This window comes from Yersinia sp. 2545 StPb PI, assembly GCF_052217125.1.
In the GTDB taxonomy this organism is placed as follows: domain Bacteria; phylum Pseudomonadota; class Gammaproteobacteria; order Enterobacterales; family Enterobacteriaceae; genus Yersinia; species Yersinia enterocolitica_E.
Map to the genome: position 1 here is coordinate 887,089 of NZ_JAZGPY010000001.1, position 21,702 is coordinate 908,790.

Sequence of the window (21,702 nt, forward strand, 5' to 3'; positions counted from 1 at the left end):
AGAGAATATTTAATAAATGTACTCACGTTCATTGCTTCCATCTGACTTCTTGTTTACTTCCTTGTTATTGTTTGTTTGTGCTTAAAGATAAAGGTTCTATCGCTGGATGTGATAGAGCCTATTATTTTATATCTACACTGCGGGAATATATAGTCAAGAGAATTCAGTAAGTTATAACTTATCATTTTAAATAATCAAAGTAAACAATCTACAATTGAACTTTCAAATGCCTCTTGTTCGTTGATTTGACTATTCATATTATATTCTCTAAATCTAATACTCTTATTAAGTCAACTCAAGAGGCATTTCAAAGTGAACTAAACAAAGTTCCTGTAAACAACAACATTAAACAAATTGAGGTTAGATGAAACCCAAAAAATTACTTAAAGACGTCACCTTTGATTTTGATAAAGATGAAAAAGCTCCATTAGGCCCACATCTGGCATATACATTATCTGTTCAAGGTGGTAGTGCATCTGGTTATAATAAGGCACTCTTATTTAAAGCTCGTGGCACTGACATTACAGAGGAATTACTTAAAGCCCTCTCAGATGCAGGTATTACGCTTGAAGAAGTAGAAGTAGAAACCAAAGAAGAAGAAAGTAATAACGTTATTCTAAAATCTTTCGAAGAAACTTTATCTAATAAATACAAACAACAATAAACAATAAAAGGAAATAATAATATGTCACTACAACAATACGGTAAGACAGGCCAATCACCCCTCTCCCAAAATGATTTGATTGCCTATGCGGCCGATTTAGTCTTCTGTCAAAAGCTTGTCCAAATCACCTTGCCCGCTACTACCTATGCTGGAATTTGCATTGATGCCACATCAGGCGCAGCAGCTACCTCAGCAAGCACAAAAGTATATGTGGTCTTGGAAGATTATGCAGCAGGTGCGTCACAGACCATACGCGTAGCCAATCCTTTCGGCGTGGTGTTACGTGAAGCCGTTCTTCAAGCCGCAGACCCCGCAGGTCTAACTAAAGCTAAGACTCTACTGATTGCTGACGGCTTCCGTCTTCAGTAATAGAACAATCTAATAATAATTCTAAAAAATAACAATAGAATATAAAAACAATAATAAGGAAGATAAATAATATGGCTTTTAATCGCGCTCCATCTAATCCAAGTGATCAAATCGTTTCCCTTGGCGACCTATATAAGAAAGTAAAAGTACCAAATCGTCTGTTTAATGCATTGGATTTATTTAGTACAGAAACTCATGATACATTAAACGTTAGTCTAGACCGTCTATTAGACCGTGCAGAACAGGTATTTAATGAGAATGTGCCATATGGCCCCGATTTTAATACTATTCTCCGTCCACAGTTTTCAAACTACTTATATCAACTACCCTATTATTCTTCCGTCGATGAGCTTACTTCCCGTGACCTTGAACGTTTTCGCAAAGCTGGCACTGATTCAGACCAATCACTACAACAAGCTAAACTGGAATTGGTTGAAAAACAGGTAATTGAATATTTTAATACGAAAGACAAGATTCTGGCTGATTCGGTATTAAGAGGTGTGAGTAAATCTAAATATGCTGGACAGGGTGATTTGAATTATTTCACAGAGTTTGCAGGAACCACTCAAACAAATGTTGAATTTGATTTCGCTGTAGGTAAATCTGTCCCTATGCAGCTTGATAGTTTAATTCAACAATCTCAGATTGAATGCCAAGGTAAAAATGGTGATGTTGAGCAACGCTTCATTATCTGTTCTGGCAATCTCGCACAGCAATTGCGTTATCATCCAAGCATTACCGAAACTATGATTTATAATCTTAGCACACTGTCAGCTGATAACTTCCTGACTCAATATAAGGAACTCTTGCCAGCTTATCAGATGTGGGTATTTAAAAATATCGTATTTATTGATGTGACGGGGCAGAACGAACAGTATAACATCCCCGATGATGGCGGCTATATGGTTACGAAATTTAATCGAAACTCTAAAGTCCACGTTCATCATGCAGGGCCTGCGATTAAATCAGCCTTTATGGCAGGAGCGCAAGGAGAATTCTTGCAATACATGTTACCAAATAACGAGTGGGGCTTCCCAACTATTGTAAGTGAATTCAGCATGTTAGCTGTGAACAACTTACCACAGGCTTCAATCTCATTATCAATTAAAGCTTAAGTTAGGTGTGAGGGTATTTATGCTTACCCTCTTTACATGCCTGCTTATTCTTATTATGAGCGGGGTTTACATAAGTCCCGTTCTATTTTTGTTGCTATTTGAATTATATAGAGGAATAAAAAATGGTATTAACTTTAGAGGGCAGTAGCTCGCACCGAGTCATTCGACGCATATCTGGCAATGATGTACTGAACGTATTAAACATCAGACAACTTTCAAAATTATTCGGAATCTCAGAGTCGACTGTACACTGGCGCATGAAAGAACAGAAAATGACATTGGAAGACGCTTTAACTTTACCATTGCAATCTAAGTAATAAAGCCAGCCTTAAACCGCTGGCTATTTTTTATCTGAGAAAAAGAATAATAAAAATAACAAGAACAACAAGAGGAAGATAAACAATGATTATAACAGCCGCCACGTTACGTAATATCGTCAAATTTGATACTGATATCCAAAGTTTAAAACGTATTAAAGAACAAATGAAAAAGCTTCGGAAAGAATCAATAGGGACAGTAGGAAGCATTTCTCCAGCCTCTGCTAATAAAGCAGTAGCAAATGCAAAAGCTGTAGCATCTCAACAGATGGCAGCGGCGCGCAAAATATACGGACAAGCAAGCAAAGTTAACTCCACTGGGATACTAGGAAAACCGTCAAAAGACTGGCTACAGACGTCTCTAGCCCAGACTAAAGCAATGGAACAGACAGGGAAAGCTCAACAAGAAGCTACCCGTCAGGCTAAAGAAGCTGCATTAGCTGAGAAGCGCAAAGTCCAGTTAAAGAAGCAATCAGAGTTAGCACTGAAAAAAGAAATCAACGGAACTATGAAACTCCGTGATGCCACGTTTACTATCAGTAGAATGGAGAATCTTGGTGTCGCTGCAAGGTACAAAGCAATCCAGCAAGCAAAGCTCCTGAGCAATGAGTACAAAAAAGGTAACTTAGACCTCAGTGAAATGAATCAACAAATGCGTTTCTTAGTGGCGAATACCCGCAAAGCTGAAGCTCAAGCCAGACGATTGAAAAGAGAGACAACCAAAACTAAAGCAGCAGAGGGCCGTAAAGGTGGTGGTGCATTGCTAGGTGTGGGTCTGGGTGGCATGGCTATGGCAGCTGGCGTAGGCGGGGCTTATGCAGCGTACAGTGGTACTTCTGGTAGTGTGGATAGAGCTAAACAGATTAACAAACTAGGAAAAGCCGGTGTAGATAGCTACGAAGCACAGGCATTGCAGAGACTTGTTCAGACCAAAGGAATCGATGCAAATTTAGAGAATGTTTTCCAAGACTTACAAGAAAAGATTGGTGAACTTACCAGCCAAGGTACTTTTGACAAGAAAACACATAAGCTGAAAGGCGGGGGTGAGCTTACGGACGTCTACAACGACCTATTTGCCCCATTGGGATTTACATTGAAAGATATCGCTAAAATGTCCTCTAGTGAGTTCATTGTGCAAATGAAACTTAATGCAAAAGCCTTGAATAAATCAGCCGAAAGCCAACGCTATTATGAGGAAACGGTTAATGATTTATCTCGTATATCAGGGCTTTATGCAGATAATGGAAAAGAAATTATAGATACAATCGGTCAAATGATGGATTCTGGACAAATGTTGAATGAAGAGCAGTTAGCGAGCCTTACCCGTTTAAGAGAGTGGGGAATAGCGGTCTCAAATTCAGCACAAACCCTAAGCGATAGATTCTCAGTAGCCCTTAGTAGTGCGATGGGCGGGGCCGATGGTCTAGCGGAAGCTATGCGCCAATTAACCCCACTAGTAGAAGCTTTAGGGAAAGCCGTGGCCCACATAATCAAACTTACTGGTTTCTCTGTTAATCAGCTTGCTGAACCAAAGACAAAAGCAGAATTATTCCAAAGTGTTAAAGAACCTGAAAAGAGATTGAATTCTAACTCAAATCTAATCATGGGACTTTCAGCATGGGAACTATTGAAGAATCAGTTTAAAGATAGCAAGTCAGCAATGGTGCCTACACCTCAAGCAATGTTATCTCCTACACCGTACCAGCCAAGCTCTGCATATGCAGCACCTAAGCAGACCATTAACGTTATGCCAGCCCCAGTGCAGTTGAATATTGATGGTTCCAAGTTGGAAGGTGTATTCAATCTAATCAGTGAGAATAAGATTCAAGAATATAATAACAATACCATGAATGATTTACTTTCAAGTTATCCAGCGCGATGAACAGGGCGGGTTAATCCCCGCCTTTTTTATTGTATATTTTATTATTCCAATATCTTTATATCTTCAATGTACCCCGCCTTCAAATCAGAACCTTGAGAGTAAGTTTTAAAGCTTTCAGTTTTGCCTCTACCATGACCTACAATCAAAGCTATCCTGTTCTCAGCGACTCCTTGCCTATCTAATTCAGTAATAAACATTCCCCTCAAGCTGTGAAAGCATTGTCTATCAGTCGCTAAAGGTAAAACACTATTCCTAAGTCTGGTGAACTTCTGGCTGTAATATGGGCCTATTTTACCGTCTTTACGTTTAATCTGATTTGCATGTGTTAATAGATATTCTCCATTAGCCAGGGAAAGATAATTATCGACTATGCCAATAAGTTTTGAATGGACAGGTACGTATCTTATTGCTGATTTGGTCTTGCCCTTGGTAATGTTAAAGCAGGTGATATCCTCGATAGTGATGATTTCAGTTCTTTTTAAACTACAAATTTCGTCTAATCTCATTCCTGAATATAATCCGATAAGTATCACATCCCTAATTTCTTCTTCTGCTTCAAACAGTAAGCTTTCTAGCTGATGTAGTTGAAATGGTTCATAACTAACAACACTACGCTTTGCTTCAAGATTATGGCCTTGAAATGGATTAAGCGGGGGAATGTTGTCATACCGACGCATAGCAAATTCATATAGCCCACTAAGGGAAGATAACCAATTTTGTAATGTCTGAGGGGATAGCCCCTCTTTACCTTGATAATCAAGGAATTCAGCAACCATCCTACGACCAATTAAGTCTACTGATATGTCCGCTTTGCCTATGCTATTGAGAAATATATCTACCGCTCTAACTGTTTTACTGAGGGTAGAGAGTGCTCTACGTTCATCATAAGTTGATAGGTATTCATCCCGTAAGGTTCCCAGTTTAGGAATCAAACTCACAGGCTTACTTTTTGATTCATTTCTTGCAGAGATGCCTTTTTTGGGTTTACTGGCTGCTTGCTTAACCAGACTATGTAACCCTGCGACGCCGCGCTGTATCTTGATAGAATGTGTATCCGGCTTCAGTTGAGATTTGAGCTTATTCCACTCAATAATCATGTGGTCTCTAAAATCTCTAGCTTTTTCAATATCCCTTGTCCCTGCACTTCTACGTATAACCCTTTTACCTTCTGAGATATGCCGCATATAAGCAGGAACGAAGACTTGGAAAATCCAAAGTCCCGTTGAATCTTGATAAAGATACATATTGCCCTTGATAGCCATAATTAGTTCCCCTATTATGCCGCTATCAGTTGTCTAGGACTGGTACAATGTTGAGATAGAGTGAACGAGAGCTTCCCAAGCTCTATACGAGGGTTCGATTCCCTTCACCCGCTCCAATCTAACGTCTTGCAGTATCTCCCGAAGTACATCAAACCCAGTAAATTCGCACTTCTCAGGCTAATCTAGTTATTCCTATATACATGTTCGTCTATTTAAATCTACTTATAGCGGGGGGTATATATGGGGGTATCAAATTGTACCACCCAAAAGTTACCCGCAGTTTCAACTCGCCATTGGTTCGCCCGGTTGTTTCATACCAGCTATCGTCAATGCACGTTGCAGACATAAACCATGACATGCACCAAACGCCGCCGGGAGCCTCCCTGGCACGTTTTTAATTCCGGGTAATGAAAAGTCATGGTGTGGAGTTAAGGCTATCTCTGAGTTACCTGCAAATTATCAACCAGTTGCTGTCTGAACGCTTTACCAAATGGCCGGACATATCCAAGTTTAGGATCAATTTCAGCGCCAAACGACTCATACCGGTAAAACTCCCCTTCCATAGGTTTACCGCGCCAGTCAAAGCGCACATAGCCATCTGGTTGAGTCTGGTAACCAGTTTGTCGTGCAGAGATAAGGACGTCGTCGCAGTTTTTGAACGCTATACCTGAGAGGAGGTACCAAACCCAGGAGAACCACTTTACGCGCCCCACTTTCCCGGCAGCTTCCCTCATAGCTTGAGGTTGTTTTCCTTTGCCCATTTTCTTAACCTGCCGCAGGCGTTGGAGTAGGGGGAAGATGTATTGAAAGAAATCATTCTTCCCATGGTCCATTTGCCATACCAAGCTTTTCCATACAGGTCATCGTCAGATCGCTTATTGATCAATTCAACGATTTCGCTTTTAGCGTTCTGTAGTTGGCTGCTTAGCGAGCGTAAATCCAAATAGCTATAGTCGCGATAAAACCGTTGGGCGAGAAGACCCAGTTGGTTCCATTTATAACCCGTTTCCGGGAAATCAACAGGCTTTCCCTCTTCATCAAGCGTTATCCATTTGATAACTAAATTGTTCCAGCCAAGTAAGTAGGAGACAAGATTGCAAACGCTCATTACAGTGTCTTTCGCATGTCCTTCCATTGATTCATCTGATGCTGATTCGGGCGGAATTGATGCGAGATAACCTGACAATTTATTAAAGTTTTTGTCTATTGCTAATAGGAGTTCTAATTTGGTTTGTGGCACACCCATGAGAATTCCCTCCCTAGTTGTTGGGATATTCAGCGAGTTTGGCAACGGAGAGGGGCCTACGCGAGCACTTTCTGAAAAAGATGTGATAGAAAACGCATTATTAATCTGATTCGATTGTATTTTTTCTTTTAACTTATTGTTTTATTTTATAAACCTCTTCTCGGAATATGAAATTACGCTCGATACCGTGAGCACGTTAACGCAGATATCGCCATACTGAAAGGAGCGATTCTTTATGCTCCTCACTTCAAAACCAGCCAAAACACTAGGAACGATAAAACACCCGATACGTTCAGTTCTGTTGGTACTAACCTGTGACGAATCAGATCGCTTAAAGATCACATTCACTCGCTATTTACGGCTAGAAGGTGATTGTTTTTACGCTGAATAACCTACAAAAGAAGGAAGTGTGATTCTCTCTGATCTGTTTGTTTGCCGGCCGTTAAAAAGTAGTGAAACCAAAGTAATTAACTGTATTCTGTTCTTATGCCAAATATCTATCGGTATTCCCTATGTTGATAGCCTACTTAGATGCGTTAAATATTTTGAGCACGCCTGTTTGGGTCGTTTTACCCAAAAATCAGGAAATACTTTTTGCTAACAAGGAAGCCCGAACAATTGCAGGTGATAGCCCACTCCAGTTACTGCGCAATGGCCGGTTTTCAGCACATGCACAGCAGCATTTGGATGCATACCTGCCGGCTTTGGCAGAAGAAGATCAAATCGTTGAAATCTGGACTATTCAAACAGCAGGCAATAGCTTTCCCCTGAGTTGTCGGCTCTCTTTGACACAATTGGAACCGCACGGAGACGTTATTGTTTTCGAAGGGCTTTATATTGCAGGTGCGGAGGTTACTCGCCCCAATGTCGGTCGATTGTGCTCTAAACCCTACTGTCGCGACGAACGGGGTTTTTATGAGCAATTTTTCGACACCAACACCGCCCCGATGTTATTGATTGATCCATCGGACGATGGCCAAATTGTGGATGCTAATCAAGCAGCAACCCGTTTCTATGGTTATTCCCGGGATGAGATGTGTATGAAACATACTTGGGAAATTAATACCATGGGTAAGGATGTTTTGCCCGTAATGCGTGAAGTGGCCAAGCTACCTGGTGGGCACAAGCCTCTCAACTTCATCCATAAATTAGCCGATGGAAATACCCGTCACGTGCAAACTTACGCCGGCCCCGTTGAGTTGGATGGTATGCGGTTAATGCTTTGTATCATTCATGACATTACTGAACAAAAACGCCTTGAACAGGCATTAGAAGATGCGGCCTTACGGGATCCACTGACTGGCTTGGGGAATCGGCGGCAATTCTTTAATCTTGTTGAACATGCTAATGCGCAAAGCCAACGTTATGCACAAGGCTTCAGCTTGATGTTGGTTGATGCAGACCATTTCAAGCAAGTAAATGATTTGCACGGGCATCATAAGGGTGATGAAGTCTTGATATTACTGGCAAGAACCCTGGAATCTCGCATTCGTGAAAGTGACATGATTTTCCGCTGGGGAGGCGAAGAGTTTGCCATTCTGCTTCCTTCAACCAATTTAGCGGGCGCATTACAAGTGGCGGAGTCTATTCGTGAGGCTGTTCAGTTAGTCTGTCAACCCAATATGCCGCGACTCACTGTAAGCATTGGTGTAGCACAACATCAGGCTGGCGAAGATACTGATAGCTTATTCAAACGCATGGATGAGGCTCTTTACCGTGCAAAAGCGGCAGGGCGAAATAGGGTGCTGGCGGCATAGGCCGATAAGTGGGGGATTAGCTGACCTCTCTTTACCGATAACTAGCCGCTATACGAACACCATAGCCTGGTCGTAGCATTTATCTATTCCAGCGGCAAATGATCGAGTGGTTTTACCTCGCGCAGGACGAAGGTGGTTTGCATCTCTTTAATGCCCGATAATCGGCGGATAACTGACATGGCGAAAGTGGAGAAACTATCGAGGTCTTCCGCGACCACTTGCAGCAGGAAGTCAGCATCTCCAGCGACAGCATAGCAAGCGATAACCGGCGTTAACTCCCCTACCTGCATTTCAAATAGCTTGGCTTCTTCTTCACTGTGGCTGTCAATTTTCACCCGAATAAATGCCAAGATTCCCAAACCAATTTTTCGTCGATCGATATTGGCTTGATAACCGGTAATAATTCCGCTCTCTTCTAATTGCTTTACCCGCCGCCAGCAGGGGGAGGTTGCCATCCCGACTTTATCGGCCAGCTCCTGGTTCGTCATACGGCCAGCATGCTGTAACTGTTTCAGTATTTTAATATCTGCCGGTGTTATGAGTGATGATGGCATTTTCTACCTGATTGTTATTTTATTTGGGAATGTATTACCAATATTAGCTGAATTCAGGTGATAAAAGAAAGCACTTACCTGCCAGCGAGGGATATGATTATGAGCAAATATTATCGGTAAAAGGACAGTGGCTGTGGCAGAGCAAATGCGGATCGCGATTATGGTTAACCCTGAACTCCCTGTTGGTTTAATTGCCAATACCACCAGCGCGGTAGGGATTGGTTTAGCAGCAAAATTTCCGCAACTGGCGGGGACAATGTTGTCCGATTCAGGGGGGAAAGAAATTGATGTTAGCTCAAAATTACCGGTACCTATTTTACAGGCAAATGCTTCGCAGATGAGAGAGGTGTTGTTGAAAGCATTGGCGGCGACCAATGAACGGGCAATTGTGCCTTTCCCGGCATTTGCGCGTGCAATGCACAGCTTTCAGGATTATGCAGATGCGTTCCCGCAACACTCTCTCTGTGATGAACAGCTCGATGGTTTGGGATTGGTCGGGCCAGAAAAATGGATTCGATCATTGACTGGCGCGTTAAAACTGCTGCGCTAGTCAGGTAGGTTATCAATGGAAAAAAAACGGGTTCTGGCATGGAACCCGTTTCTTTATTGGCTATCAGTGGGTTAAGTTAACTGGCTTAATTGCAATACGTTACCGGCGACACCATTGATATACAACTTGCGATATTCATTTGCGGGCAGGCTAACGGATAATTCACGCCACGCCGGTTGATAGCTGCCGGTGCGCGCAAAGGTGATATCAATACGGTGATTATCGGTAGTCACCTGCCAACTCAGCCACAATGCATGGCCCTGCTGCCAGCGGTGGCTTTCGCCATCATCTTCAAACAGCATTCCACTCGATCGCCCCGCGCCCTTGGTGGGGTAGAGTGCCAACTCGCGTTGTGAGTCCAACTTGGCATTAACAAAGGCGATGCGGCGTGACAGCGGCAGCGCTGCGCCGGCTCGTACCAATAGTGGCAAACGCTCCAGTGGCGCATCAAGGATGATCTTTTGCCCGCCGCCATACCATTGGCCGGTGTGGAAACAATACCAGCCGCCATTATTATCAGGCTGGCTATTATCAGGTAAGTACACTTCCCGCAGGCGTTGTCCGGTTTCTAGCACACTGGCAACTAACAAGTCGCGACCCAGCATAAAGTCGTCATTTTCTGTAAACGTGCGACTATCGTGCTCATGATCGAGGAAAGTAGGGCGCAACATAGGCTCATCATCATGGGTGGCCTGCCACTGTAAGGTGTAAAAATAGGGCAGTAACCGATAACGCAGCGCCATAGCATCACGAATCATCGGCGTGGCAGCAGGGTACATCCAGGGCTCGTTTACCGTGTGGTCGTCATTCCATGAGTGAATAGTAAATCGTGGATGCATCACGCCATTTTGTACCCAGCGAATAAATAGCTCGGCTTCGGGTTTGTCACCCGAAAAACCACCGACGTCGTGGCCGAGGTTGTATAACCCTGACAGGCTCATCCCCAGCCCCATGCGGATGTTATAGCGCAGCGTTTGCCAACTGGTACGGTTGTCACCACTCCAGGTCTGGGCGTAGCGTTGCATACCGGCACAACCAGAGCGTGATATTAAATACGGGCGTATATCTGGTGCAAATGCTTGTTGAGCCTCCATTGAGGCACGCATCATCAGCAAAGGCATTACCGGTCTGATATGTTTGATAGCGATAGATTCACCGAATCCATTGCAGCGCGCTTCACCATCCCACACTTCATATTCATTATTATCATTCCAGGTAGAACCGATCCCCATCTCCAGCAGTTGTTTGGTCACATTCTCCTGCCACCAATCCACGGTTGCCGGATTGGTAAAATCAAGGTGGGAGCCTTCATCATCCCAGAATGAAGAGCGCTCTGGCAACCCGCTTTCGCCATCACGAATAAATAATCCGCGTTCGGCAACGTGCTGATATTGTGGGTGATCTTGTAATAGACACGGTTTAATATTGGCGGCTAACTTAATGCCCGCTTGCAGGAAAGCCTGACTCATCACCTTGGGCTGCGGCACTTTGTCGTAATTCCAGTTAAAAACATAACGCTTGTTGTTGATTGAGGTATAGCCCGATGAGAGCTGGAAAGAGTCGCAAGGAATATCATGCTGCTGACAGAGTGTAATGAATTTTTGCAATTGCACCTGTGCATCGGGAGCATCGGTGTAGTGCATGGTTGAACCGCTGTACCCAAGGCTCCATTTGGGGCCAAATTTGGTTTTGCCGGTCAGGCGGACAAATGCCTTGGTGACATCCAACACTTTCGGGCCGAGGAACATATAGTAATCGAGATCGCCAGCTTCAGCCTGATAGCGGCGATAGGCCAGATGGTAGTTATCAATCTCATTCCCTAAATCTAACCAGCAACTGCTTAAATTGTCATAAAAAAGACCAAAGCTGACATCATCACGGCGAGTGATGGTAAACGGGATATGCTTGTAGAGTGGGTCAGTACTGGCGGCGTTGTAACCCATAGCATCTAAATTGCGCATTTCAAAGCGGCGACCCGCACGGTTAAGATCACCGGCCTTTTCACCTAATCCGTAATATTGCTCATTGGGATATCGCCGCTGATAGTGAGCAATAGCTTCTCCATGGGGGCTGAGTAAATAAGCGCTGGTGGGCCGATCCGCCGCCAGTGGCTGCCACTCGCCGTGCTGATTTTTATATTCCCATGCCAGATATAGCGGTTGATAAATGGTCACTCGCAAACATTCAGTGGTGACTATCAACTGTTGTTCATGGTGTTCCAATTGATAACCTGGGATGGAGAAACCGTCCAGGCTAAGTCGGTCACGGCCAGACCATGGCACATCGCCTTGTGGGGCAATGCTCCAGGTGCGGTTTAAGGCCAGTTCACCATTCTTTTTAATCAGCACACGGCAGAGGTTTTGCTCTAATATATACAGACAAAATATATGATGATCATCGACCAGTAATTCCAAATGGTCGGGATATTGATTTATTAACTGCCAGTTTTTTAATGTTTTCATCACAGCTCATCTTTTTTCTGGCAACAGTACGGGTGCACCGTTGCCGGGTTAATAGCATCAGGCAACCGGTTGTGTTTTATTGCGGCGCTCAGCAAACAGGGCAACCAGGAACACAGCACCAATCAAATCGAAGAAACCCATAGCAATAAACAGCGGGTTAAAGCCAATGGTGTCGGATACGGCCCCAATCAATAAAGTAAACAGGAAGCTGGCAATCCAGGCGGAAGAGCCGCGCAGACCATTGACGGTGGCCACTTGGTTTTTATCAAAAGAATCAACTACTAACGCACTGAGCATGCAAGAGATAACCTGATGACCGAAGCCACCAATAGAGATTAAAGCAATAGCCAGATAAGGGTCTTTGGTGATGGCAACAAAGGCCAGTGAAACCATCATAAAGGCACCGGTTACGGAGCTGGCAACCACTGAGTTGATACGACTGCAACCGAACCATTTTTGGTAGAGTTTGGTTAAATAGCCACTGGCAACACTGCCGATATCTGCCGCCAGGAAGGGGAGCCAGGCGAACATGGCAATCTGTTTCAGGTCCATGCCCCGCTCGGTTGCCAAATAAAGTGGAACCCAGAAGCTAAATACTGCCCATGCTGGCTCGGCTAAAAATGCCGGGATAGCGATACCGTAAAATTTCTTATTCTTACTCAGAATAGCCAATGATTTAAGGAAAGGCAGTCGAGGGAGTACCGGTTCATTGTCTTGGTGAATCAGTTCAAACTCTTCCTTACTCAGGTTTGGATGGGTGTCAGGTGAATGATAAAAACGCCACCACAGCACAACCCAAACCATAGCCAAAGCACCGGAGAATAAGAATGCACCTTGCCAGCCGAAAGCCACATGAGCCAATACGATAATTGGTGGGGCTAACATCGCACCAATAGAGAACCCCACCCCCGCCCAGCCAGCAGCAATGGGGCGTTCCTTTTTCGGGAACCAGTCAGAAATCGCTTTGGCGTTTGCCGGTGTTGCCGCCGCTTCAGCACTACCCATAAAGAAGCGCAGCACCGCCAATTGAAACCAGGTACCAGCCCCTGCGTGCATCATGCATACCACCGCCCAGACACTGGCGCAGATCAGGAACCCCATTTTCAAGCCGATGACATCAATCAGCCAACCGCAGAGTGGCTGGAAGACGGTGTAAGCCAACTGAAAAGACGCCACAATCCACGAGTATTGTTCAGTGGTCATATTCAGGCTGGTTTTTAACTCAGGGGCCAGAATACCCAGAGAGTTACGGGTAATATAGTTAACGGTGACCCCGAGTAGAAATAGTGCCAGCATCCACCAGCGTAATGATTTTATTTTTCGCCGCTCGACAACTTTAGCGGATTGATTAATCTCAACACTCATCCCAGCCTCCTGATGTTAGTCGGCAGTAAATTAACCGGACCAACTTATTGTTTTGGTATGATCTATTCTCGGTTATTAAGATTACGCTGAGTTTTAATGTGACTCCGTTCACATTAAACTCGATTTAAAAAACTCAACTTATTGATAATATTTGTTTTTTGTATGTTTAATCAAAGTTAACCGGACTGATAAGTTTTTAAAATTGGTTTACCAAAACAAGGTAGCTAGCTTAAATTGGCTTTAATACGCATTTTTTTGAAAGGATTTTCATAAGCTGGGCAATATTTCAGCATTTATATTGAATAACGGCCTGAATAAGCTATTCACCGGCTATGAGAATTTTTTCATTTGCTAATTTGAGAGAGATCACAAAATGAATGGAAAGCTAAAAATACAAGAAATTGCTAATCAGACTGGCCTTTCAATTAGCACGGTATCGAGAGTATTAGCCGGTAAAGCCAATACCAGTGCGAAAGCAAAACAGCAGGTAATGGCGTATGCGCAGTCGCAGGGGATATTGCAGAATTTGTCCAGCGGGCGGTTGATGCTAAATAATATTATGGTATTTGCTCCTCATCGCGCCTTTGATGTACGTACCGATATTTTTTACTACAAAGTTATTCAGGGGATTATTGAGGCGGTCAGCCAACATGAAGTCATGATTCGCTACTGTGGATTATCCGAAACTCACTGTGATATTGGGTTATTTTTGGAAAAAATAACCCAATATCAAACCGAAGCAGCAATCATTATTGGTATCGACGATCCACGCATTCATACATTAGCAGCTGGGGTGCATAAGCCGTCGGTGTTAATTAATTGCCGTGACAAAGAAATGTCATTGGATAGTGTGTCGCCAGACCACCAACTGATTGGTGAGTTTTCTGCCAACTACTTGATACAGCAAGGGCATCGGCGCATTCTGACCCTGCAATGTTTACGCCGCAACACAATGGAACTGCGCTTGGTGGGAATAAAAGAGGCTTTCGCCGATAACAATATGCGCTTTGATGATGGGCAGCATCTGATTACCACTCATGGCTTTGGCGCGGAAGAGGCTGAGCAAGCGTTAACCGCTTTTATCATAGGTTGTGAAGATAAGAGCCAACTGCCGACAGCCATTTTAGCCGGGGGGGACTATATGGCGGTTGGTGCGGTTAATGCATTGAATAAACTGAACATGAACGTGCCTGATAACGTATCCGTTATGAGTATGGATGGTTTTAATCTGGCAGAGATTCATGATGTTCCACTGACGGCGGTGCATGTTCCCCGAGATGAGTTGGGGGCTGAAGCTATACAGTTATTGCAACGACGCTTATTACGCCCAGATGCGCCCTTCAGTAATACCTTATTGCAGGGCAAATTAGTGGCTCGTGCTTCGGTCAAGCAGGTCAATCAGAAAAGAGTGATGTCTACGGCAAATAAGCCATTGGATCAGTTATATGATTTGTAATTATTAGTATGGAAAATCATCAATGTCTATCTCATAAAATAGCAATTACCGCTATAGTTTACAGTTAGCTTTGCACTGTTTACGGCGGGCAAAGAGAGAAATATGCATAAATGAGTTTTATATAAGTCAGATGGGGATATCTTATATCTTACCCGTCATCTTTCAGAATGCAGGTGGGTTGGCTGTTCCCGTTACTTGGCCCATTCATGGACTTGCCTCTGGGCCGCTGCAAGCAGCGTTCAAATCTGCTCCCGACAGATTTGTCCCCCTAATCACTGAGTTGTCGTGAGTGAGCATGATCGGGATTAGTGAGCCTGATTAAGGCTCACCTGACGGGGCGAGTATCAACGTTGTTCAAATCGGTTCACTACCGATTTGTCTTTTTCTTGCCACCTTCCTGCACCTTGAAATCTATTGGGTATAGCACATTGAATTTAAGGATATTACCGCATGGAATTTAAAGACTATTATGCCGTGATGGGAGTAGAACCAACCGCTTCCCTGAAAGATATTAAAACGGCCTATCGCAAGTTAGCGCGTAAATACCACCCGGATGTCAGCTCTGAACCCGATGCTGAAAGTAAGTTCAAAGAGGTCGCTGAGGCCTATGAGGTATTAAAAGATACTGAACGGCGCGCCGAATACGACGAGTTAAGGCTACACCGTAATGACCCGCGTTTTACACAGCAACAGGCTGCCTATAATTCAGGTAATCAACAATGGCACAGCAGTGCGGGTGCCGGTTCCCAAGATTTCTCAGACTTTTTTGAATCTTTCTTTGCCAACCGTGGTGCTTCCGCTCATCACACCTCTCAGCGATCACCTCGCGGTGTACGCGGCCAGGATCTTGAGATGGAGTTACCCATCTTTTTAGAAGAGACTTTAGCGGAACAGACGCGTTCTATTTCTTATAAAATACCGACAGTTGATGCTTCGGGGTATCCGGGAGCGGAGACCGCCAAAACGCTAAAAGTGAAAATTCCTGCGGGTGTGGGAGATGGCGAGCGTATTCGTCTTAAAGGGCAGGGTGCACCGGGTTTTGCCGGGGGAGCCAATGGCGATTTATTCCTGGTTATTCGTATTGCGCCGCATCCATTGTTTGATGTTGATGGTCAGAATTTGCAAATAGTGGTGCCGTTAGCCCCATGGGAAGCAGCATTAGGTGCCAATGTCGAGATGCCAACACTGACGGGCAAAATAACGTTAACGGTCCCGGCAGGTAGCCAAAGTGGTCAGAAATTGCGTATCAAAGGCAAGGGGCTAGTCAGCAAAAAAGGCACCGGCGATCTGTACGCGATCCTCAAGGTAGTGATGCCGCCAAAACCGGACGAGAAAATGCGAGCGCTCTGGCAACAACTGTCAGATCAGGCATCGTTTAATCCTCGCACCGGGTGGGAGTAACAGATTATGGCTGAAATAGAAATCACCTATACCGTGACTGAATTATGTCAGTCAACAGGAATAATGCAGGATGAACTGGTCGAGGTGGTCGGGTTGGGTGTGATTGTGCCACTTGAGCCTGCTGACAGCGTCTGGATTTTTGACGCTGATGCACTGAGTTGCCTTCAACGCGCCCAGCGGCTACAAAATGAGTTGGATCTGGACTGGTCTGGTGTAGCAATGACCCTAACATTGCTGGAAAGGGTTGAGCAGCTAAAGAAAGAAAATGACCAACTGCGCAGGCAGCTCGATCGTTTCTTGCAGATATCTTAATGCGATAGCACGGGTTGTGCCCATTTCGGCCAACCCGTATTTTGCTCTTTCTATCTCAGATATTATCCGATGGATAGCACCGAGCGGATATCGCTGTTTTTATTGATATCCCAGATTGCCGTGACATCATCCAGTGAATGAAGCTGGGTCTCAATAGCGAGCTTTTGTTGTGCCGCCAGAACGAAAATATCTGAAACAATTTGTTTTAATTCAGGGATCGCTGGGAAATTACCTGTACCACTACCCAGTATGTGCAAATTTGCGCTGCGTAACACCGCGGCGGGGAGTTGTAGTGTTGGAGATGCCATGGAACCAACATTGACTAAACGTATGCCTTGATCAGAGCCACCAGCATGAGAGGCAAGGTCATGATGGGTCAGTGCGGCGAAGAGAGCCTCGGTAGCAGGCCCCCAGATATAATCCACAATCACGTTATACCCAGCGGGACCCGCCGCTTGAGTAAATGCCTGCGTCAATTCCGCACCCTGCAATGTCAGGTCTACTGTGGCATCGGCCCCCAGTGTTGCCAATACATCCTGACGCCTCCCGGCGGCGATGACTCTGCCCGCCCCTAAATGACGTGCTGCTGCGATGGCCAGTTTGCCTGAGGTGCCCGTCGCACCAAGGATAAGCACGGATTCACCCGGTTGGATCTTGGCCCGCCAGGAAAGCGGTAACCAGGCAGCCAATGCCGGGTTAATCAAGGCTGCCGCAGTCGCATTGTCAACTTCTGGCGGAACCGGAACATACCAGGATGCTACTGTGCGTTCGGCCATGGCACCAAAAGGTTGGCGAAATGAAGCAAAATAAACACGTGAACCATCAGGTAAATGCCCGATACCATCAGTACCAGGAACGATAGGTAATGTTTTCGGGCTGGAATAATGGGTGCCTTTAACGATACCGCGATCAAGTTGTTTGATACCAGCAACCGCAACATTTATCACCGTTTCACCGTGCAGCGGTGTTGGCTCCACAAACTGCCCCACAACCGGCGCTTCACCCAATGCCTCTACTATTGCAGCCTTCATCGTGTCACCTCACATTAGTGTGCTATTTAGCAATAGTCACCAATCTGCACCCAATTTATTATGAAGACAATATGCCCAGTAAGTGACTAATTTTCTTGTTAGATAAGGTATTTAAAGGCTGCTGACGCCTCCATCTACCCGTAATTCTGTTCCGACGATAAAACTGGATTCATCTGAGGCGAGAAAGACCGCAGCATGTGCAATCTCACTAGATGTTCCCATTCTCTTAATCGGTACCAGTTGGCGGATTTGTTCAGCAAGGTGCTCTTGTTCACTGCCGGATAATCCCAGTTTTTGCAGTGCCGGCGTCTGTGTCGGCCCAGGACTCAAGCCATTGACCCGGATTCCTCTGTCTGCCCACTCGCCTGACAAGGTTCGCGCAAGAGAGAGTAACCCCGCCTTGCTGGCGGCATAAACGTTGCTTTGCGGTAAACCGATATGAACACTGGCGGAGCCACAAAGAATCACCGAGGCAGGGTTAGCCAGCAGTGGCAACAGTGCTTGTAACAGGAAGAAAGGGCCTTTCAGATTAGTTGATAATACTCGCTCAAAACTTTCTTCATCCCACTCTTCTATCGAACGATGAGTAACATCGCCTGCGTTGATATAGACGATATCGAGACGTGGCCAAACCAGGGTAAGTTTTGTCGCTAGCTGATATTGATCGGCAATATTACTGGCATCACTATTTAGCAGCAAAACTTGGTCGCCAAGCTCTTCATATGCGGCCTGCAAGGCTGCGCTATTTCTACCCGTGATTGCTACGGTTGCACCTTCAGCCAGAAATTGACGAGCAGTTTCCAGCCCGATGCCACTGGTTCCTCCTGTAATTAGTGCATATTTATCATTTAAACGATTCATGGTGAGTCTTCTCATTAATAGCAATGGAAGACCATTTTTAATACAAAAGTATCTAAAGTATAGTAGGTACCAATTGGATACTAATGATGCAACAGGAAAGCAATGACAACCTATCAGCCGCTGACAGCAAAAAATAAATTAGAGCCGGGCAATTCGATTGTGGAAGAAAAGTGTCCGATGGTGCAATTTGTCGAACTTATCGCGGGGAAGTGGGCTATCCCAATTCTTTATCGTTTGATCGTCACTGCGGCTCCTATCCGATTTGGTGAGTTGCAGCGGGCAATTGCGCCTATCACCCAAAAAGAGCTTACCCGGCAATTACGTGCTTTTGAACAACGCGGTTTGGTCTATCGCAAGATCTATGCCGAAGTTCCCCCACGTGTTGAATATGAAATTACGTCATTGGGCAAAACATTACAGCCAACATTGGATTCGTTGGCCCAATGGATGAGAGACCATCATCAAGCCCTCAAGGGCAAGGAGTGACTAGGATTATTGTCGTGCCAAGAAGATCCTATTTTTTCTCAATTCCACTATTGGCAGTCGCGTAATACAAGTTGTATGTACTACATTTAAAAGACTGCTCACTAATTCGGCAGTAACAAAAATGGCAACAATAGTTTCAAGGAGAGAGTATGAGTAAAATACCAAGTTGTTGTTCAGAAGATAACCACCCGAATAGCCGACGGAATGTACTAAAAGCTGCATTGGGTATCACTGCTGCGAGCGTCATCGGTGGGATTGGTTTGGGGCTACCCCAAATATCATATGCAGCGGCTATGACCAGAGAAGAACGTGATAAGTTAACGCCAGATCAAATAGTTGAGAGTTTAAAACAGGGCAATAAGCGGTTTGTTTCTGGTAAAATGCAACAACATGATTATCTTGCACAAAAACGCAGTAGTGCAGAAGGGCAGTTCCCTACCACTGTCATTTTGAGTTGTATTGATTCCCGCGCACCAGCAGAGATAGTGCTGGATACGGGGATCGGTGAAACCTTTAATGCCAGAATTGCCGGTAACATCTCTAATGATGATTTATTAGGTAGCCTGGAATTTGCTTGTGCTGCTGCGGGAGCTAAAGTCATCCTGGTTATGGGGCACACGGCTTGTGGTGCAATCAAGGGAGCTATTGATAACGTTGAACTTGGCAACCTGACTGGTCTGCTTAATAAGATTAAGCCAGCAATTGAGTCGACGCAATTTGATGGAGAGAAAAGCAGTAAAAATGAAAAATACGTCGATGCTGTAGCGAAGAATAATGTCAAACACACCATAGATGAGATACGTAAAAATAGCGAAATAATTAGAAACTTAGAAAAAGAAGGGAAAGTAAAAATAGTAGGTAGCATGTACAACTTAAATGGTGGTGTGGTCGAGTTCATTATGTAATATGTTTGCTTTAATTCTATCCCATTCCCCTTGATAAACGTCAAGGGGAATAATAATTACTTCTGATAGGGTATTAAATTAGATATCCTGTTATTTTTTTTATTACACACACCTGCTTGGCTAAGAATAGTATTTATGCTTATATAAATGAGACGGTGTTATAATCAACGTCTGATAGCAGAGTGTCTAGTAAAGATTATTTTTTTAAATTGAATCGCGGGTGCATAAAATAAGTATATGAATATTTGTAAAGGCAAAGCATATAATTGTTATAATTTTGTTTTTAAGTAAATAACTTGCTTTCATATTGTTAAATGGTATTTATCTCTTGAAGTTTTTCGCCTTTATTGTATTTTAACCTCTGTGGTTGCATGTTTCTTTTGGGATGAATAAAACAAGTTTCAAACATTTTCAATAAGAATGATACCATCATGATGCTGTATTATCTTATTACTATGAATAATGCATTTTCATGATTAATGGTTTTTGTCTAATTATTGACTTGATCAATTATTATCTGGTGACTTTATTAGTTAAGAATTATATATATGTATTAAATTATCGTTTAATATAAAATATAATTATAATATATAATTTAATTTGTTTTATTCATTAAACAAAAGTAATAATAATCACTTGTTTTCTTATCACATCAATGTTGTATGTGATTGGTCTTTATTAACCGAGTGAATGTATTTGAGGGGTTATTTATGTATGTCGATACAGTCTCTGTTGTCTCTGGCAGTAAATTTATTGATGTCAATGGGAAAGGAGTGATTGATTATGAAAAAGAGATATCACTGGATTGCTGTATGAACAAGATTCATTTTCATACTAAAAAGCTAACAATTGATATTAATGAAAAACAAAAGAGATTGGTAATGTGTTTATTTAGTGATGTCAACCGTAAACAAGATATCATAAAAGTAGTATGGTATGAAAATCATAAAAGTATTTCAGATAATAATTATCATCAATTAATACATAAGTTTAGAGCACATTTAAAAAGTGCAGGGATACCTGATGGCATTGTTAAAACCATAAACAGATACGGTCTTAGATTAGATGCAGGGATATTAAAAAATATGGTATCAAACAAAATGAATGATAGGTTTATTGGCTACTAAAATAGACTTGTCACATCTGTGTTTTCCTCATTATAAATGAGAGGTTAGGGTGTTATCATTTTTTAAGAAGATAGTTATAACACCCAGCCAAACTCTGTTTAGTAATAAAATAAATTTGCTAGATGTGCTCTTAATCTTACTTATTTTATATTTCCTAGGAATGCTTATTAATGCAGTGTCAAGTCAAAATGAAATGCCAGTTCCAATATTATATAAAGGTTACAATGGTGAGAATGATAAGGTAAAAAATAAAGAAATAATGATAAAAGAGATCAAAAGGTTAAAGTTATTTAGCAAGGGCATTAAAGATAACATACAAAAAAACAATGTTACTAACGATATAGCTAATGCTCCTTTGTATATGGGGAGGCTGAAACTGGTTGGTATACTCGAACATGCAGACGAGTCAAAATCTATCGCCATAATAGACTCTGGCGTGGCACAAGAAACCTACTTTACTCATGATAAAGTAGCCGGTACTAATAGTGTTATTATTGTAAAAATACTTAAGGATAAAGTAATTATTAGTGATGATGAGGTTTATTATTCACTGGTTATATTGGAGTGAGTACGCCCTGAA

At 43.4% G+C, this 21,702-nt stretch carries 21 protein-coding genes; 13 read left to right on the plus strand and 8 right to left on the minus strand.

What is annotated here, in order from left to right:
• The first annotated feature begins 364 nt into the window (after positions 1-364).
• The 4 genes from V1955_RS03840 to V1955_RS03855 all read left to right on the plus strand — a co-directional run bounded on the left by V1955_RS03840 (position 365) and on the right by V1955_RS03855 (position 4,347).
• Positions 365-664, plus strand: a complete 300-nt coding sequence (locus V1955_RS03840) for a hypothetical protein (protein ID WP_442820546.1) — start codon at positions 365-367, stop codon at positions 662-664.
• Between the two features lie 21 nt (positions 665-685).
• Entirely contained in the window at positions 686-1,033 is a 348-nt protein-coding gene (locus tag V1955_RS03845; RefSeq protein WP_442820547.1) for a hypothetical protein, read from the plus strand.
• Positions 1,034-1,104: 71 nt separating this feature from the next.
• Positions 1,105-2,148 (plus strand): hypothetical protein, encoded by a 1,044-nt coding sequence (locus V1955_RS03850; RefSeq protein WP_442820548.1) that lies wholly within the window; start codon positions 1,105-1,107, stop codon positions 2,146-2,148.
• A gap of 402 nt (positions 2,149-2,550) precedes the next feature.
• The gene (locus tag V1955_RS03855; RefSeq protein WP_442820549.1) at positions 2,551-4,347 is read left to right on the plus strand and encodes a hypothetical protein; all 1,797 of its coding nucleotides are present in this window, start codon (positions 2,551-2,553) and stop codon (positions 4,345-4,347) included.
• 41 nt (positions 4,348-4,388) lie between these two features.
• Here the strand turns inward: V1955_RS03855 and V1955_RS03860 are convergent, their stop codons facing one another.
• From V1955_RS03860 to V1955_RS03870, 3 genes are all read right to left on the minus strand, one after another.
• On the minus strand, positions 4,389-5,609 hold the full coding sequence (locus tag V1955_RS03860; RefSeq protein ID WP_442820550.1) for a tyrosine-type recombinase/integrase: 1,221 nt from the start codon (positions 5,607-5,609) through the stop codon (positions 4,389-4,391).
• Between the two features lie 434 nt (positions 5,610-6,043).
• Positions 6,044-6,370: a hypothetical protein gene (locus tag V1955_RS03865; RefSeq protein WP_442820551.1), complete on the minus strand. Its 327-nt coding sequence runs from the start codon at positions 6,368-6,370 to the stop codon at positions 6,044-6,046.
• Complete coding sequence (locus tag V1955_RS03870; RefSeq protein ID WP_442820552.1) at positions 6,340-6,855, minus strand: ClbS/DfsB family four-helix bundle protein; 516 nt, start codon at positions 6,853-6,855, stop codon at positions 6,340-6,342. The genes V1955_RS03865 and V1955_RS03870 overlap by 31 nt, the downstream gene beginning before the upstream one ends.
• Before the next feature lie 512 nt (positions 6,856-7,367).
• On the opposite strand from V1955_RS03870, the gene V1955_RS03875 reads away from it, so the two are divergent.
• Positions 7,368-8,612, plus strand: a complete 1,245-nt coding sequence (locus tag V1955_RS03875) for a sensor domain-containing diguanylate cyclase (RefSeq protein WP_083162777.1) — start codon at positions 7,368-7,370, stop codon at positions 8,610-8,612.
• 83 nt (positions 8,613-8,695) lie between these two features.
• Here the strand turns inward: V1955_RS03875 and V1955_RS03880 are convergent, their stop codons facing one another.
• The gene (locus V1955_RS03880; protein ID WP_083162779.1) at positions 8,696-9,166 is read right to left on the minus strand and encodes an Lrp/AsnC family transcriptional regulator; all 471 of its coding nucleotides are present in this window, start codon (positions 9,164-9,166) and stop codon (positions 8,696-8,698) included.
• Between the two features lie 127 nt (positions 9,167-9,293).
• Here V1955_RS03880 and V1955_RS03885 point away from each other — a divergent pair, with 127 nt between their 5' ends.
• Positions 9,294-9,716, plus strand: a complete 423-nt coding sequence (locus tag V1955_RS03885) for a DUF2000 family protein (protein ID WP_372569576.1) — start codon at positions 9,294-9,296, stop codon at positions 9,714-9,716.
• A gap of 71 nt (positions 9,717-9,787) precedes the next feature.
• On the opposite strand, the gene V1955_RS03890 is transcribed toward V1955_RS03885, so the two are convergent.
• Together V1955_RS03890 and V1955_RS03895 are read right to left on the minus strand one after the other, a co-directional pair.
• A complete protein-coding gene (locus tag V1955_RS03890) occupies positions 9,788-12,178 on the minus strand; it encodes a TIM-barrel domain-containing protein (RefSeq protein WP_442820553.1) in 2,391 nt (796 codons plus the stop codon).
• A gap of 57 nt (positions 12,179-12,235) precedes the next feature.
• Complete coding sequence (locus V1955_RS03895) at positions 12,236-13,543, minus strand: MFS transporter (RefSeq protein ID WP_083162785.1); 1,308 nt, start codon at positions 13,541-13,543, stop codon at positions 12,236-12,238.
• Positions 13,544-13,916: 373 nt separating this feature from the next.
• Between V1955_RS03895 and V1955_RS03900 the strand changes: the two genes are divergently transcribed.
• The 3 genes from V1955_RS03900 to cbpM all read left to right on the plus strand — a co-directional run bounded on the left by V1955_RS03900 (position 13,917) and on the right by cbpM (position 16,712).
• Complete coding sequence (locus tag V1955_RS03900; protein ID WP_442820554.1) at positions 13,917-14,999, plus strand: LacI family DNA-binding transcriptional regulator; 1,083 nt, start codon at positions 13,917-13,919, stop codon at positions 14,997-14,999.
• Between the two features lie 450 nt (positions 15,000-15,449).
• Positions 15,450-16,400, plus strand: coding sequence for a curved DNA-binding protein (gene cbpA / locus V1955_RS03905; RefSeq protein WP_083162787.1), 951 nt, complete (start codon positions 15,450-15,452; stop codon positions 16,398-16,400).
• A 6-nt stretch (positions 16,401-16,406) separates the two neighbouring features.
• Positions 16,407-16,712, plus strand: a complete 306-nt coding sequence (cbpM, locus tag V1955_RS03910; protein ID WP_083162789.1) for a chaperone modulator CbpM — start codon at positions 16,407-16,409, stop codon at positions 16,710-16,712.
• Between the two features lie 62 nt (positions 16,713-16,774).
• Here cbpM and V1955_RS03915 read toward each other — a convergent pair whose 3' ends face one another.
• Positions 16,775-17,743: a quinone oxidoreductase family protein gene (locus V1955_RS03915; protein ID WP_420072887.1), complete on the minus strand. Its 969-nt coding sequence runs from the start codon at positions 17,741-17,743 to the stop codon at positions 16,775-16,777.
• Positions 17,744-17,854: 111 nt separating this feature from the next.
• On the minus strand, positions 17,855-18,604 hold the full coding sequence (locus tag V1955_RS03920; RefSeq protein WP_083162793.1) for an SDR family oxidoreductase: 750 nt from the start codon (positions 18,602-18,604) through the stop codon (positions 17,855-17,857).
• 102 nt (positions 18,605-18,706) lie between these two features.
• On the opposite strand from V1955_RS03920, the gene V1955_RS03925 reads away from it, so the two are divergent.
• The 4 genes from V1955_RS03925 to V1955_RS03940 all read left to right on the plus strand — a co-directional run bounded on the left by V1955_RS03925 (position 18,707) and on the right by V1955_RS03940 (position 21,690).
• Complete coding sequence (locus V1955_RS03925) at positions 18,707-19,090, plus strand: winged helix-turn-helix transcriptional regulator (RefSeq protein WP_083162795.1); 384 nt, start codon at positions 18,707-18,709, stop codon at positions 19,088-19,090.
• Between the two features lie 149 nt (positions 19,091-19,239).
• Positions 19,240-19,995, plus strand: coding sequence for a carbonic anhydrase (locus tag V1955_RS03930; protein WP_083162797.1), 756 nt, complete (start codon positions 19,240-19,242; stop codon positions 19,993-19,995).
• Positions 19,996-20,705: 710 nt separating this feature from the next.
• On the plus strand, positions 20,706-21,122 hold the full coding sequence (locus V1955_RS03935) for a winged helix-turn-helix domain-containing protein (protein WP_083162799.1): 417 nt from the start codon (positions 20,706-20,708) through the stop codon (positions 21,120-21,122).
• A 49-nt stretch (positions 21,123-21,171) separates the two neighbouring features.
• Positions 21,172-21,690 (plus strand): type II secretion system protein N, encoded by a 519-nt coding sequence (locus V1955_RS03940; RefSeq protein WP_372569573.1) that lies wholly within the window; start codon positions 21,172-21,174, stop codon positions 21,688-21,690.
• Positions 21,691-21,702 lie beyond the last annotated feature (12 nt).